Origin of the sequence: Nitrospira sp. (assembly GCA_005116745.1) — a bacterium.
Taxonomy (GTDB): domain Bacteria; phylum Nitrospirota; class Nitrospiria; order Nitrospirales; family Nitrospiraceae; genus Nitrospira_D.
In genome coordinates this window covers 107798-122211 of record SWDS01000001.1, presented here as the reverse complement: position 1 = coordinate 122211, position 14414 = coordinate 107798, and the positions used below count along the sequence as shown (strand labels likewise).

At 55.1% G+C, this 14414-nt stretch carries 14 protein-coding genes; 7 read left to right on the top strand and 7 right to left on the bottom strand.

The window, feature by feature from the left end; all coding sequences use genetic code 11:
* The first annotated feature begins 17 nt into the window (after positions 1-17).
* The 5 genes from E8D52_00615 (at position 18) to E8D52_00595 (ending at position 2931) form a co-directional block, all read left to right on the top strand.
* The gene (locus E8D52_00615) at positions 18-770 is read left to right on the top strand and encodes a hypothetical protein (protein ID TKB70632.1); all 753 of its coding nucleotides are present in this window, start codon (positions 18-20) and stop codon (positions 768-770) included.
* Between the two features lie 174 nt (positions 771-944).
* On the top strand, positions 945-1415 hold the full coding sequence (locus E8D52_00610) for a peroxiredoxin (protein ID TKB70631.1): 471 nt from the start codon (positions 945-947) through the stop codon (positions 1413-1415).
* Between the two features lie 82 nt (positions 1416-1497).
* Positions 1498-1830: a thioredoxin family protein gene (locus tag E8D52_00605; GenBank protein ID TKB70630.1), complete on the top strand. Its 333-nt coding sequence runs from the start codon at positions 1498-1500 to the stop codon at positions 1828-1830.
* A 99-nt stretch (positions 1831-1929) separates the two neighbouring features.
* Positions 1930-2415: a hypothetical protein gene (locus E8D52_00600; protein ID TKB70629.1), complete on the top strand. Its 486-nt coding sequence runs from the start codon at positions 1930-1932 to the stop codon at positions 2413-2415.
* Between the two features lie 60 nt (positions 2416-2475).
* On the top strand, positions 2476-2931 hold the full coding sequence (locus E8D52_00595) for a hypothetical protein (GenBank protein ID TKB70628.1): 456 nt from the start codon (positions 2476-2478) through the stop codon (positions 2929-2931).
* 389 nt (positions 2932-3320) lie between these two features.
* Here E8D52_00595 and E8D52_00590 read toward each other — a convergent pair whose 3' ends face one another.
* From E8D52_00590 to E8D52_00565, 6 genes are all read right to left on the bottom strand, one after another.
* Complete coding sequence (locus E8D52_00590; protein TKB70919.1) at positions 3321-7256, bottom strand: hypothetical protein; 3936 nt, start codon at positions 7254-7256, stop codon at positions 3321-3323.
* Positions 7256-8719, bottom strand: coding sequence for a patatin-like phospholipase family protein (locus tag E8D52_00585; protein ID TKB70627.1), 1464 nt, complete (start codon positions 8717-8719; stop codon positions 7256-7258). Before E8D52_00585 ends, E8D52_00590 begins: the two co-directional genes overlap by 1 nt.
* Positions 8720-9121: 402 nt before the next feature.
* Entirely contained in the window at positions 9122-9874 is a 753-nt protein-coding gene (locus E8D52_00580) for a hypothetical protein (GenBank protein ID TKB70626.1), read from the bottom strand.
* Between the two features lie 12 nt (positions 9875-9886).
* Complete coding sequence (locus E8D52_00575; GenBank protein ID TKB70625.1) at positions 9887-10600, bottom strand: DUF3501 family protein; 714 nt, start codon at positions 10598-10600, stop codon at positions 9887-9889.
* A complete protein-coding gene (locus E8D52_00570; protein TKB70624.1) occupies positions 10527-11807 on the bottom strand; it encodes a Fe-S oxidoreductase in 1281 nt (426 codons plus the stop codon). Before E8D52_00570 ends, E8D52_00575 begins: the two co-directional genes overlap by 74 nt.
* Before the next feature lie 96 nt (positions 11808-11903).
* Positions 11904-12329, bottom strand: coding sequence for a rubrerythrin (locus tag E8D52_00565; GenBank protein ID TKB70623.1), 426 nt, complete (start codon positions 12327-12329; stop codon positions 11904-11906).
* A 199-nt stretch (positions 12330-12528) separates the two neighbouring features.
* Between E8D52_00565 and E8D52_00560 the strand changes: the two genes are divergently transcribed.
* Positions 12529-13020, top strand: a complete 492-nt coding sequence (locus E8D52_00560; protein TKB70622.1) for a hypothetical protein — start codon at positions 12529-12531, stop codon at positions 13018-13020.
* Between the two features lie 78 nt (positions 13021-13098).
* Complete coding sequence (locus tag E8D52_00555; GenBank protein TKB70621.1) at positions 13099-13665, top strand: hypothetical protein; 567 nt, start codon at positions 13099-13101, stop codon at positions 13663-13665.
* Here the strand turns inward: E8D52_00555 and E8D52_00550 are convergent.
* Complete coding sequence (locus E8D52_00550) at positions 13651-14331, bottom strand: winged helix-turn-helix transcriptional regulator (GenBank protein TKB70620.1); 681 nt, start codon at positions 14329-14331, stop codon at positions 13651-13653. The genes E8D52_00555 and E8D52_00550 overlap by 15 nt on opposite strands.
* Positions 14332-14414 lie beyond the last annotated feature (83 nt).

Sequence of the window (14414 nt, the reverse complement as noted above, 5' to 3'; positions counted from 1 at the left end):
TTGTCACAGGTACCCATATGAGGATTCGGAAAAAGTCTCCTAAGCCTTCTGCCACACGCCCCCCTCTCTACTTCATCGGCTATCGCGGCACTGCCCCAGCCAGTGAGGAGGTCAAGACACTGTATGAGCGGGAATATGGCGTCCCCTTGGCTATCCGTCATGAAGAGGGCTCGCCAGAATCCTGGCAGGCGACTCACGGTCCTTGGTCTGCCCATGTGGTACTGCCACTTCCGATGAGTCATGTGGCTGACGTGATGAAACAATTAACCTGGGAACATGACCTCATGGGTGCCGTTGCACCGTCCGTCACCTCCCCTCGTGATATGCCCGATGCCGTCCTCCTGGCCACACGATTGGCCCGTTGTCTGACCCTCTTATCGCAAGGCACGGCCTATGACGTCATTCGGCAAGCGTACGCCAATCCCTCGGACTGGCAGCCTCGTACACTCGGGAGTTTTCTTCTGGATGACCATGTGTCCATCGTCCATGACGACACCACTCACCCGGACCGGGTGTGGTCCTACTCACTCGGACTCAGCAAATTTGGGTTGGACGAAGTTGAAATGTTTACGGCGAAAGGACTTTCCGACAGCGCGGCAAAAGACCTGTTGACTGAGTCGGCTGGTGAATTGCTACGGCTGGGGCATTCTCCAAAAGTTGGAACAGCGCTCGACCTTCCTCTGCTCGGCCGTACTCTTCACGTCAGGAACTACCGCACCACGGCGCCTGCCGGACGGATGCTGGGATTCCGAGAACTTCAACACGCGTAAGTCCGTCGATAACTCAACATGTTATCCATTCACACCCAATGCTAGGCCTAGCGGGCTGTTGACATCCCTTTAAAGCACAGGTTACAAAGTTTATGGTTCATGTGGGGTCCTGCCAATCCGAGGCCTCAGTATAGCGATCACCCAAATATAGATGTCCTAATAAGGAGGTTTGCAATGAGCGATGTAGCATCAGAAATTAAGGTGGGCGATACAGCACCGGACTTCAATCTCAAGGATCAGGACCAAAAGGACGTGACGTTGAGCGAGTACAAAGGCAAGAAGAACGTCGTGCTCTGCTTCTATCCATTAGATTGGAGCCCTGTGTGCCAGGGTGAAAACAAGTGCCTGACCGATGACTTCCCCAAGTTCCAGTCCGCCAATGCAGAATTGTTTGGCATCAGCTGCGACAGCTTTTTCTCCCACAAAGCCTGGGCGGATTCGCTGGACCTGAAGCACCGCTTGTTGTCGGACGTCCACCGGACGACCGCAAAGTCGTATGGCCTGTATTTTGAACCGTTGAACTGCTCGAAGCGCGCGACGGTGATCATCGATAAGAACGGCAAGGTCGCCTACGCGAAGGTGCAGGAGATCAAGACGGCACGCGAAGACAAGGACATCCTCGACGCGCTGTCCAAGCTGAACTAATTCTATAGCTAGAAAGTCTGAAAGTTGGAAAGTCGTCACGGTTTGGCTTCCTGACTTTCAGACTTTCAACTTTAGGTAACTTATGACTGGTACTGTTCTCGACGTCAGCGACGCCAACTACAAAGAATTCACCGACAGCGCCGGTGCGGTCGTTGCGTACGGCCTTGCCACCTGCGAGCCCTGCAAGACTTACGATCCCATTCTTGAAGCGACCGCTGCCAAATTTCCTGAGATCAAAATCGGGAAGGCCAAGATGCATGTGCCGGGCCGCTGTCGTGAGATCAAGAAGACCCACACGTTTGAAACATACCCCACCACTCATTTCTTCGCACATGGTAAATTATTACTAACACGCGAAGGAGTCGTCGAGTCGGCCGAACTCGCCGCACTGATTTCAGACCATTTGCTCAAGTAGGTCCGCTGCTGCGTTGTGAGTCAGTGAACCCGGAGACACTTCCACATCCGCTGGATCAGGCAGCACTGAGTGATCGATGAGTGAGGAGGCGAGCAGAGCATGAACAAGACGATTGCTGGTGTGGTATTTGGCATGACCCTGTCCCTGTCCCTGTCCCTCTCGGCTGGTGCCCATACCGACGAATATTTTGAATCTGTCCAGGCACCCCATGGCGGGCAGTTGCGCATGACCGGTCCATTTCATATGGAGCTGATCGCGAAGGATGGCGACCTGACGGTCTACGTCACGGACCACGCCGACAACCCCATCAGTGTCGACGGCGGTTTAGCCAAAGCCAACATCGAGAACGGGTCAACCAGGACGCAGGTGAACATGCACCCGGTGGGGAACAATATGCTCCGTGGTTCTGGCACCTTTTCGTTGACCCCCAATACCGTGGTTGTCGTCTTCATGAAGCTGCCGAACCACGACGGCTATGCCGCCCGCTTCACACCGTTGAAACCCAAGAGCGAACAGGCTGAAAAATCCCCGTCCCACGCGGATGATGCCGGCCCACATCACCATCACCACTCACCGAAGCATTGATGGCCGACGTCCACCACTCACTCTTGAGAGATACGGAGCTGCCATTCTGGAGTACCGATCATGAAATATCTCCTAGGATATTTAACCCTATGTGCGACGCTGCTCGGAGCGGCGCCGGTCTGGGCCCACACAGCGAAACACACAGAACCCGTGAAGGCCCTTCACGGCGGGCAATCGCTTGCTGCAGGCCCTTATCATCTTGAGTTGGTTGCCAAGGACGGAGAGCTGCTGCTGTATGTGACCGATCATTCTGACACGGGCATCCCGTCCGATGGAGCGAAAGCTAAGGCCACGATCCAGCACGGGTTTGAGAAGGCCACGATCCAGATTGAACTGGAACCGTCTGGTGACAACCAGCTGAAGGGGAGCGGAACATTTATGATTTATCCGGATACCGGAATTCTGGTCTTCCTCAGGTTGCCGGAACAGCAGGCCTATGCCGCCCGCTTTACCCCGCTCAACGCCAAGAACGGAGCCGCATCAAGAGGCGAGTCCCACCACAAGGCAAGACATTAGTCACAGCCGTCTTGGTGTACCCGTCAAGGCATCAGAGCAACAAATTCGACGACAGCATGTCCATATCAACAAGCCACGGGCTCGATAAATCCCACGCCGACTAGCAGCCATAAGAGGCCGCCCTTCCAATTTCTCTGACTACACGCAAACACGCTGACCAGAGACATCAGCGCCCACACAATGCCGATAAACTGAGAGCCCGCCGCACTCTTCGTTCCTCACAAACGGAGATGTCTGTTCAACATGGCTGGATGAATCAACACTAGCGAGGCGGAGCACAAGCAGAGTCACTTCTTAAAGCGGTTTTCTAGTGCACATGGCACTTCCACAATCTACTATGCTACTGCAATGAGCGGTTCGCCGGTCGAGTAGCTTGGATGCGCTGAGGTTCAATTCCTTGTCACGATGCGGCTCAGTAAATGGCGCGGGGGGCTATGTTGATTCGTATGGGCGCGCCGAAATCCTATCCTCTCGTAGAACCGTATATATTCCATCTGGCGGTCGTGCTCATCGGAGCCAGAGGCATCACCTGGACCCAGGTCAGCCACCAGAGTCACACTCGCTTCTCCGGCAAGGTTCACGCTGCGCTGAATGTCGAAGAGCGCTCGCTCAAATAGATGGTGTCCGATCCCGACATCACGATATCCGACCTTGACCCACCCATGTACCTGCCACACTCGCGCCGCTCGTAATGAGAGGGCAACCACGCCAATTAGTTCGCCGTCCGGAAACGGTAAGGCCACGGTAGTGGAGCCGACAACCCCCGGCATCCAGGCGAGCCATATCGCTGGTCCTTTTCTATCTGTTGGCAAGGGAATCAGTAATGGTCGGTGAAGGGCTGCCTCAAATTGCTGTGGAAGCGAAGGGTCAATTATCCATTCTCGATCCAATTGGTCTCGCAAGAATTGGATCCCCGCTATAGGGAACTCACGCTGTTCGTAGGCCAGATCAGTATGGGTCGGGAGATGGAGATGGCGCTCGGCAAACTCCACAAAGGCTCGGCTAAATGTGCCTCGGAGGACCGGCCACCACTGCCGAAATGTGTCAGCGTTTGCCCACCGTCGAAATAGATTCATCCATCCCCGATTCATGGGATGGCCATGGTGTTCTCTCAGTCGGGCACCGAGGAAGACGTTTTCCATGAGCTGGATCTGCGAGTAACAGACGTGCAGGCTCGCCCGTGCATCAAGGGGATCGACCTTCCCTGGGTCAACGCCAAAGACCGAGATGATTTCCGGATAGGTTTCGATGTCGTAACGTGCCAAACCGGGGTCCGTCCACAGTTGTTTTTCGAGGTCCAGCAGGGCCTGAGTTTCACGCAGAAACGAATCCTGTACTCCCGGAGGAACCGGGACCCAATGTTGTTCGAGCCGACCGATGACATCGTTAAGAGATAACTCACTCGGCAGTGAGCCTCCGTTGAGAAGACCGAAGCGCAGCACCTCCGTCGCGATGTGTTCGCCCAAATGACGGTACGACTCAAACTGCGATTCGTCGAAAAACTGGTCGGAGGTGGGCTCATGAGGGAATGCGGGGTGATGAGCAGCATAGTTCTGGATATCGACAGGCTCATCGCCTGTCAGCGAAGGCTTCAGATAAAGGAGTGTCCCGACAGGTGCGCCGTCGTCGACTTTGTCATAGCGGATAGAGCCGATGGCATGGTGCCAGCCAGACAGCCCTAATCCACTTGGTTGTTTCAACATCTCGACATCGAGTTCGATATCCACCCTTTGATCAATCCGGATCTTGCGGATTGCGTTTCCTAAATCCTGAAAGGACATCTGAGAGTCACAACCAGCGTCAACGACGACAATAGTCCGACATCGTCTCAACACCATCTCGTAGAGTCCGAGATTTTCAAAATGGCCCCCATCAGAAAGATACACATAGGACTGCCTCCCATCGGTCAGACCGAAGAGTTCCTTGACGAGGGGAGCAATGGTGAACACAGGATGCGCTCGGTTGTAGGTGGGCCACCAATTGAACCACTTCCCGAGCCTTCCGAGTATGGGTTTGCTTCCAGCTTGGCCAGGATTACCAAGCCACCACCCGAGGCGAACGTTGAACAAGGCTAACAGAAAGGTCACCGCTGGAGAGGAATGATATCCCATATTGGGACTGGCAGCTGCACCGGACGTGGCCATGGCCGTACCCAGACTAATGGCACGGTTGACGCTTGAATTGTAACCGTACTCGTGGGAGCGTCGATACCCGAGGTCTTGCCAACTCCCGCAATGCAGAGGAGAGACCGTGAAGGATTGCGCCTTCCGTTGTTGCCACGCCAGTCGCTCTGAACGAACGAGGTTAAGGGCAATATTCACGATGTGGAACGGGCGCTGAACAACCGTCGAGTTTCGCTCAGGGGAATCAAAATCATAACCCGCAAGTTCGGCCATGGAGATATTATCTTTTGGGTCAAACCCCGTCAGCGGATTAGGTCGGCGCACGTCCCCCTCGGTCAATGATCGAGTTGCTCCGAGATAGGCACGGATCAGGCGGTTTCGATAGAAGCCATGCAACGAAAACTTATTCACGTTGATGCACCAGCCCATGATCAAGCCGATGATCCATAGCAACCCCCACAAGCCCAGTAGGTGAAAAACTTTGGCATTGTGGAGAGCCAGTGAGTGGATCCACGGTGTGTTGTAGGGTTCCGGCATGAGCAGGCCCGTTTCCGTCCAGCCCTCGGTCTGAGCACCCAGGAAACCTGACCAGCCTTTGACAAGCACGCTCGTTCCTAATGCGAGGCCTACAATAAGGAGAATCACAAACAGGGGTGTGGCCACCTTCACGCCGTATTCAGCCATCCATGACGCGCGATCTTTTTTGTCCGATGGGGCTAACAATGTTTTGGCACTAAAGCCACCGACCAGAGACAGAATACCTGCCGCTCCTCCGATGGACGCCGATGTCCAGGCACCCACTGTGGCCATCCATCCCGGGCCGAAGATGATGATGGCTCCCACAACTCCAATAGTGACGCCGGCATTGAGCATCCACGAGCCCGTGCGTCCCCAAAACTCATGCTCTTGATCGCTGGTAAATCGACCTGCGAGCCCAATGAATAGGGTGGCAACGAGAAGGAACAACCCCAAAAAACCTGGAACTGCGAAAGCGGCATACCATTCAGCGTAGTCCTTTACCAACAGACTGGCAGGATTGAGAGGAATAAATCGCACGGGGATCGATTCAGGGGGAGTCTGAGCAAGAATGGCCCAAAGGACAAATCCTCCGATTGCCCCGGACACGGCGACAAGCACTCCCTCAAGCGCTTTCCATCCGGCAGACCTCAGGAAGTCATTGCCTTTCCCACGAATGACAGCAACCCAAAACGTCCACAGCACGGCGAATCCCCAGCTCGCCAGATGAATGCCGGCACCCGTTGCGGCAAACGTCTCTCTGGTTGTCCAACCAAGGAACCTGATTTCCGACAGCCGCCCAGGCACATTGCAATACCAAGCCCAGGCCGTCGTCAGACAATAGGCCGCGACAACGAGGGGCACCAGCGAAAACCCAATAAACCAGCCTTGGCCTCCAAAATCTGGCGAGGAGTCTGCGAAACCGGCGGCAGCAGACACCGGCCGATCCTTACCTCGAAAGCGTTTCAGGCTCGGACGGTAGAGGTGAAGATACATCAATGATGGAATAGCCAAGACCAAGCCCACCCACATCAGCAGACTTGGTGAGAGGAATTCTGGAGAATGCCTGATCACGGCAATCTGTAGGCGGGGAATCATGAAGCTTGCCACAATCAGCGGGATCAGCACGAGCCAGTTCAAGAGGAGATTGCGCAGGGCGATGCCGTACATCGTCCAGGAATCTGCTGAAAACAGTCCGATGGTCGGCGTGAGATAGTTGCTGAAGTCCCGCAGCCATGTCAGGGCACTTGGTTCTAGGCCCGGATGCAAATTGGAGGCTGTTCCATTGAGGATGTTCTGTACGTCGGTAATGCCAGACCCACCAGATCTTTTTGACCGATGAATCCAAGCGGTGAGCCACGCCCCAATATACCCTCCGCCTGACACTGTTGAGAGATAATCAAGTTTGTCCAGGAGATTGAGCTTGGCAAGCGCCTGGATCACACCGAGGTTGAACGTTGCGCTTCGGATGCCGCCACCGGAAAAACAGAGGGCCGAACGTTGAGTGGCCTGGGAATGAATGTGCCCATACAACGCACGCAACCTGCTGTGCTCCAATGCGTCATCGTATGGAGCCTCTGGGCCTTCGGGGAAAAGCCCGTCGGGCAAGGGCCCATGGAGACCGACAAACTCCTCCGCCAATACGCTGGAGAGGCGGATAGGATGAGACGTGCCGAGCTTAGACATCATGGCATCGTGGCAGTCCGGTGTTTCACCCCGTAGAAGAAGCGATCCAGAAGTTCACGCTGTTGGGCCACGACTTGATGTCCGGCGGCAACAAGGAGCGCTCCGTCACAATCGCTCTCAATCTTGAATTGGGTGGGAATTCGGTCGACGGCGGCCTGGATCTCCTGTGCACTCACGGACGGAGCGAACTCGCTCCGACAGACGTCGGGGAGATCTTCATAGCCACGTTCCCATCTGGCATCGCTGTGGCGAAGAATGACGATTCTCAGATGATCATAGTCGGGCAATACCACATCCTGACTGCGCAGGCTTTGCCACAGTATCGTTTGGTACGCATTGGCACGAGCTTCCATGATTCCGACGATCCGTGCCGGATCTTTTCGAAATACTTGAAAACCTTTGGTGTTGTGATTCAGGACCTGCTCCCCCGAAGAGAAAGGAAACGATGCATCGATGACTACGATCAGTCCTCGTTTGGCAGTCGTCGCGTCTTTGGGAATCTTGCTCAAGAACAGGGTGGTGAGCGATTCCGTTCCGAGGTTATCAAATAGTCCACCATCGCCGACGTGAGTATAGCGACCCGTTCCTTCGGTCTGATATGTCACCGGTCCAACGATGGGCGGGAACGACGCGGAAGAAGCCACCGCGAGAGAAATCGGAACCGTGTGATGGTCACTCCCTATTCCTTCAAACGTGATCGGCATAAATTGTTTTCTGGCTGTCTCAATACTTCGAGTAAATTCTTCCTTCCCGGTCTTACTCATCTCCACGTTGCGTTGGGCGAAGCTGTCCTTCAGATGCTCCACGAAATCGTACTTGAAATCCTGCGGCCCGAGCGTCGTCAGCGCGAGACGGCGGCCCGTGTTATAGATCGTGCCGTTGAGAATGACTCGGGGTGCGTCGCCGCGTTGCTCCCGTTCATACAGCACGGAGAAGGTCTGCCCGTTGAAAAAGTGGCTGTCCCAGACCTCAGCAAAAGAGTAGGCTAACTTTGCCGGGTTCAGCGCCCGGAAGAAGAGAAGCTGGCGAGCCAGTGCCCGGCCTTGGAAATTCATCTGCATGTCTCGCTGAAAGTCTGAAAAGAAGGTCTTGTAGGATGAAGAGAGCGAAGCACCTTGCAGCACCGGCTCCGACTTCCCTGGTTTCTTCATTGCATAATAGGCCGTCGCGAGGCTTCCGCCCGAGACACTCGACATATGTGTGATGGTTTCTAAGAGACTCACGGTTTTCTCTTCTTGTTTGACGGGATAGCTGGCGAGTGCTTCGAGCGCCCCGGCAGCAAATGTGGCGGCTCGACTACCTCCTCCAGACAGAGCGATGCCCACAAGCGTGGAGGACTCCTCAATCGACCCAAAAACAGACGTCTCGGATTGAGGATGGGCCGGCAGAGTCTGAACCTTGGCAAAACACCCTGGCAAGGTCAGTATCGTAAGCGACGACACAATGAGAGCGAACTTGAACATCTGAATTCCTCTGGGTTGAGCCTGGCAATATAAGGAATAGAAGCAATGGATGTGCCATTGACTTCAATTCCTCTTAATCTGTATCAACTTAGCAAAAACTCTTTCAGTGAGCGGGTAGAACAGAGAACCCTATCCTAGGGAAGCTCTGATTAATTCACTATTTCATTCGGTCGGTGTTCAAAACAGTGGGAATCTGGATGATCGAGACCTGGAGCTTTGAATTAATCAGACCGTCCCTAGGTGAAGATCGGTGCAGACATACGAGCGAGCTAAAAAGATACAGTATTGAATCTGATTCGATACACCTTGCGGTGTCAATTGTGACAATCTACCGAATGTAGGTCCGTCCCTGGATAGCGGTTTAGCAAGGCCATCTGTCCAGTCAGGATTTTCTGCAAAACGCTAGGCGGAGACTTCGTACGCCAGATCGCGGGACGACACCAGGCGAATATTGTGGAGCGTTCCACTTGAGAGATGCCCGGCGAGACGGTCCCAGATGGCCTTGGCAAGAGCCTCTCCCTTCACCGTTTCAGAGCCAAGCACCTGGCGGAGATCCTGCCGATCAAACGGCGTGATGACCCGATCCTGTACCAGTCGGTCCAACGCTCCGATGTCAGTCACCATGCCCGTCACCGGATCGATCGTCCCGTGAACCGTCACGTAGCAGTCCCAATCTCGCCCCTGATGGCTCTCGTGGATCGCGTTAAACGAATATCGTTTTGCGACCGCGGCGGCGTCCAGCCCGTCGGCTGCGGTGACCTCGGCATAGAGATCTTCATCCTCACAGAGTCGAAGGGTATGGAGGGCACCGATATCCCGTTGAGCCGCTAACTTCGTCCACAACACGTGTGCAAAATTTTCGGAGGTCGGAATCTGATTTTTGAAGTAGGGCATGTCGAGATTCAGGTTCTTGTGATCAAACTCTTCGATCACGTCCAGGAGCACTCGTTTGAGATCGAACAGATTGACGACCATGCCGGTCGTGGGATCGATGTCGCCGGAGACGGTGAGTTCAATCAAGTAGTTGTGTCCGTGCGCAGGAGGATTGTAGCAGCGCCCAAATACCGTGCGATTCTTCACGTCATCCCATTCCGGCCGGCCATAGCGATGGGCGGCGGAAAATTCGATGCGCTTGGTCAACAAGACAGGGGGCATGGTTTCTCGGTGCTACGCACCGCCTCTTACATCGGCAAGCCACTCTTCGCGCATCGTGCCGGACACAGGCGCCTCTTCTCGATAGTCGCCATGGTCGACACGGATCGTCACAGGTTGGCTGAGGTCTGCAAAGGTCTTGGTCATGGAGGCAGTCGGTCGAAACTTCACAAAATGGACCGCGCTGATTTTCGTCTCATGGCTCCGGCCACCTTCAAATTCGCCGAATACTTCCTCGCCTCCAGCGACAATGGCTACTTTTTCTCCATGATCGAGCCCCATGAACTGATCGAGCCGTTCCTTGATCATCGCGTCCTGGGTGATCTCGATCAACAGGGTCGCGCTCAACTCGCCCGGAGCCGGGAGAAGGGCATTGTACACATCCAGTTCATCCTGAACCTTGACCGGATCGAAAATCCGCTCGACGCGGATCATCTCCTGAATTTGAAACTGCACCGTGTCATGATTCTCGAATACCATCGTCATACAGGGGCCAACCGACATGCGCCGACGCTGCTTCAGCGCAATGATCTTCGCGCGAAAGGCCTCACGCTGCCGCTCGTACTCCTGATGCGGAATAATATCTTCTGGAGCGATGGCTTTCATTGATTGTCCCCTCTCTCGTGATTCGTCCAGCGTGAAGCTGACTCCAGCCTCATGGTTGTCGTGGCAACCCATAGGCATCACGGACAATCTGAATCGGATGCAGAGTGCTCCGTCCTCGGGCATGGGCCGACGCGCCGGCCTGATCCAACTGTAAGCCAGCCAGGGGACAGTCCGACGCGACAAGGTCCGCTGGTGTCTGCTCGATCGCTCGTATGGCCTTCCCGGCAATCTTCATCGAAAGTTGGAAAAACTCCGTCTTCGCCGACCAGGCGCCGTCATGCCCCGAACACTGTTCGATCACCTCGACTTGAGCACCGGCACACTCCATGAGTTCTCTGGATTTAAACCCAATATTTTGATCCCTCAGGTGGCAGGGAATCTGATAGGCGACTCGCCCTGGCTTCTGCGTGAAATCGGTTGCCAACTGGCCTGTTTTTTTCATGGCCATCAGATATTCACAGACATCGAAAGTCCGCTCCGCGACCCGTTTCGTCTTCTCATCGCGAGCGAGTTCCGGGTATTCGCGTTTCAACATCAAGCTGCAACTGGCGGTCGGAACCACCACATCGTACCCTTCGGCGACCAACGGATACAATGACGCAACGTTGCTTCGAGCAGCCTGTTGAATCGCCTGGGTATCCCCAATATCGAAACTGGGCATCCCGCAACAGCGCTGCTCTGGAACCACCACCTGGACGCCGTTCTTCTCCAGCACTTGCACTGTCGCCTTGCCGACATCGGTCGCCTGAAAGTTCACGAGGCAACTGGCAAAGAGGGCGACCTTGCGGACGGGTGGATCAGCGATGGCCGTTTTGGTTCGACGGCCGAACCAGCGTGGAAATGTCTCTTGAGAGAAGTGCAACAGCTGACGGTCCCGATGAATCCCCATGACCCGCTCCAGAATGCGGCGCACAAACCTGTTGCCCAACAACCTGTTCGTGAGCGAGGCGGTGGCGCTGCCAAGTCTTCCAATCGCATCCGTCATGATCAACAGGCGATCTCGCCACCGAACACCGCGCTCCGCCGCAAGACGCTTTTTCCAGGCGATCATCAAGTGCGGGAAGTCGATCGCATAGTGATGAGGCGGAGTATAGGGACAATGGTTGAAACAGAGCTTGCAGTAATAGCATTCGTCGACGACTTGATGATGATCAGCCGGGGTCAGCTTAGCCACGTCACTCTCGCACACATCAATCCGATCTAAGAGCGTGTTGAACGAGGGACAAAGATTGAAGCAGCGCCGACAGCCGTCACAGACCTCGTAGATCCGGAGCGTTTCCTTCTCCAACTGCGTGGAGTCGATCGGGGCAAGGAGACTGAGACCTTTCATTCCTCTCTCCAAAAACGATCAGCGGCCAGCCTTCGCCGACGGATTCCCGTCACGTCGCCGAAAACTGACCGCTGAACGTGAGCCGATACGTGCGTGTTAGCTCTTCAGAGTATCCAATCCCTTTTGAAACCGATTGGCATGGGACCGTTCGGCTTTCGCCAAGGTCTCAAACCATTCCGCCAACTCAGGAAATCCTTCGTCGCGCGCGGTCTTCGCCATCCCGGGATACATCTGTGTATATTCGTACGTTTCGCCCTCAATGGCGGACTTGAGGTTCGCGTCCGTGTTGCCCATCGGCACACCCGTCGCCGGATCTCCAACCTCTTTCAAAAAGTCCAGGTGACCAAAGGCATGGCCGGTTTCAGCCTCCGAGGTGTCCCGGAAGAGCCCACCGACGTCTGGATAGCCTTCAATATCTGCCCTCCTCGCGAAATACAGATACCGGCGGTTGGCCTGTGATTCACCGGCAAACGCATGTTTCAGATTGTCGTGACTCTTGGTCCCTTTTAAGCTATTTCCCATATCATCCTCCTCGTTGTTCGAAGGCCCATCCTTAGCCCCACCGAGATTATCGTCGCGAGTAAACCGGCGACTAAGATAGCGCAGCCGTCGTCAGCGGTTCAAGGGGCTTCGTGCCATCCGGTACAGTTAGTATTCGCACGGGGGTATGTTACACTCCCACAGGAGAATATACGAGGACTCTTATCCACCGAGGAGCCATATGAAGATCTCCGGTCGCCATGTCTTCTACCGAACGGCAGGTGTCATCGCCTTGGTCGTGTTGATCATGTCTGGTTGTGCCGCAGACCCGTATCAGCGGCGAGCGGATGTCATCAAGGACCACGTCGAGAACTTCTATACGCACCTCAAGGCCAATCGAGTGGCCGCAGCGGTTCACGAAAATGAGCAGATCGAAGCCATGGCCGATCAGATGGCGGACACCGTCAGGAAGCAAGGCCAGCTGCAGGGAACATCGCAGGTCGAACGGGAGTTCGCACTCATGAAAACGGCTCGCGGAACGGCGGCTCAGAACTGGATCGCGTTAGGACAATATTTTGCGATCAAGCAGCAACCGGAGAAAGCCCGTGCATCCTATCAACGTGTGGTCGATACCTACACGAACCAGACGGAGCGTACCTACCGAGAACAGGCTACTCGAGCGTTGAACGACTTGGAGATCCTGTCAGGGCCCTCTCCCAGCTCGACTCACTAATCGCGCAGATCACAACACTGTGGGGAGGGTCGAGCCGCCTTCCACTGATTGCCAATGACCCACTCAAGACGGTTCACAATGCTCCTGCTAGCCCTCTCTCTCACAGGGGTGGGATGCGTCCATCGGATTCAGGTGACGCCTCTCCCCACCAGCCTGCCGTCCATCACGATCCCTCGAACGCTTCAGGCCGTTGTCAGCCCGATTGCGATGGAAGGTGCGGACCATCGGCCAGGCATCGCCTTGCTGGAATGGCGGCATCTCGACCTGAGACAGGCGGTCTTGCAATACCTGCAACAACGAGGCACCTTCACGTCGGTCTCGCCTGACCCAGCCGACCTGACGCTTCGCGTGGCCACGAAATTGACGCTGACCTCCCGCAGCAGCCTCTATCATTATCGAATCGTGCTACAAGCAGAGATGAGCGAAGCTGCCGGAGTTATGAAGTCCTATCGTGCTGAACACACTGCAACGGGATCGTCGGTGCGATGGGTCACGGCGTCAGACCGTAACCCCATCGAAACCGCGTTACAGGGAGCGTTGGAAGACTTAATGAGACAGGTCGAGGCGGACGGAGCACTCTACCTCAGCCGAACAGAACAGCCGTTACAGAAGCTGCTCCATGATAGATCGTCACCTAGCAGCTAGGCCTTGGGCCATAGTCTCAGCTTTGTCAGAAGCGGCTTTCTTGCTCGGATCTTCCGCTGGGGCTTCCACGTACTCGGGACAATCAAGGCGAATTGCCTGATCTCCAAATGCCACATGGTAGAAATCACAGTGATGAGGCTGATCCGATTCCGCATAGGCATGCGGACGGAAATACTCACAGGAGATGCACATGCGCGCAACAGGAATTTCTCCTTGCAGTTGAAGCCCACGAATCAGCTTCACGAGCGAACTCAGAAGCGCGACCTGCTCTTGCACCGACAAATTCTCAGTCGCGGACGCCAGAATCTCCGGCCATCGGTTTTCCACATGGCCTGCCTTCGCCCCGAGGGAGGTGAGGTGAACCGTCACGACACGGTTGTCGATTTCACGACGGCGCCGTCGGACCAATCGCTTCCCCTCAAGTGTTCGGATGACTTCAGAAGCAGTCGGCAGTTTCACGGAGAGTTCTCGGGCAATCGTTGAAACGGTAGCCGAATGAGTCGGTCGAGATCGGAGAAACGTCAGCACTTGGATTTGCAAGGGACCAATCCCTGCCCGTCCCTTTCGTCTCCAGGCACGGCTCTTCATCGCCAGCCCAATTTTGGAAAGCCCCGTCACTAAACGATCAGGGAGCGACTCTTGGTCAATCTGCATTAATGCGATCATACGGTTCCCTCTCTTGTTGATCCGAGAGGGTGTCAGTCTATGGCGCCTTCTTCCTTTCCGTCAAGCCTGTTCCTCCAGCCATG

Bases quoted from the DNA above. Each gene is read 5' to 3' on its own strand.
- E8D52_00595 (TKB70628.1), top strand. From the start codon at position 2,476: ATGAAATATCTCCTAGGATATTTAACCCTATGTGCGACGCTGCTCGGA.
- E8D52_00555 (TKB70621.1), top strand. From the start codon at position 13,099: ATGCTCCTGCTAGCCCTCTCTCTCACAGGGGTGGGATGCGTCCATCGG.
- E8D52_00585 (TKB70627.1), bottom strand. From the start codon at position 8,719: ATGTTCAAGTTCGCTCTCATTGTGTCGTCGCTTACGATACTGACCTTG.
- E8D52_00575 (TKB70625.1), bottom strand. From the start codon at position 10,600: ATGCCCGAGGACGGAGCACTCTGCATCCGATTCAGATTGTCCGTGATG.
- E8D52_00565 (TKB70623.1), bottom strand. From the start codon at position 12,329: ATGGGAAATAGCTTAAAAGGGACCAAGAGTCACGACAATCTGAAACAT.
- E8D52_00610 (TKB70631.1), top strand. From the start codon at position 945: ATGAGCGATGTAGCATCAGAAATTAAGGTGGGCGATACAGCACCGGAC.
- E8D52_00560 (TKB70622.1), top strand. From the start codon at position 12,529: ATGAAGATCTCCGGTCGCCATGTCTTCTACCGAACGGCAGGTGTCATC.
- E8D52_00605 (TKB70630.1), top strand. From the start codon at position 1,498: ATGACTGGTACTGTTCTCGACGTCAGCGACGCCAACTACAAAGAATTC.
- E8D52_00580 (TKB70626.1), bottom strand. From the start codon at position 9,874: ATGCCCCCTGTCTTGTTGACCAAGCGCATCGAATTTTCCGCCGCCCAT.
- E8D52_00615 (TKB70632.1), top strand. From the start codon at position 18: ATGAGGATTCGGAAAAAGTCTCCTAAGCCTTCTGCCACACGCCCCCCT.
- E8D52_00600 (TKB70629.1), top strand. From the start codon at position 1,930: ATGAACAAGACGATTGCTGGTGTGGTATTTGGCATGACCCTGTCCCTG.
- E8D52_00550 (TKB70620.1), bottom strand. From the start codon at position 14,331: ATGATCGCATTAATGCAGATTGACCAAGAGTCGCTCCCTGATCGTTTA.
- E8D52_00570 (TKB70624.1), bottom strand. From the start codon at position 11,807: ATGAAAGGTCTCAGTCTCCTTGCCCCGATCGACTCCACGCAGTTGGAG.
- E8D52_00590 (TKB70919.1), bottom strand. From the start codon at position 7,256: ATGTCTAAGCTCGGCACGTCTCATCCTATCCGCCTCTCCAGCGTATTG.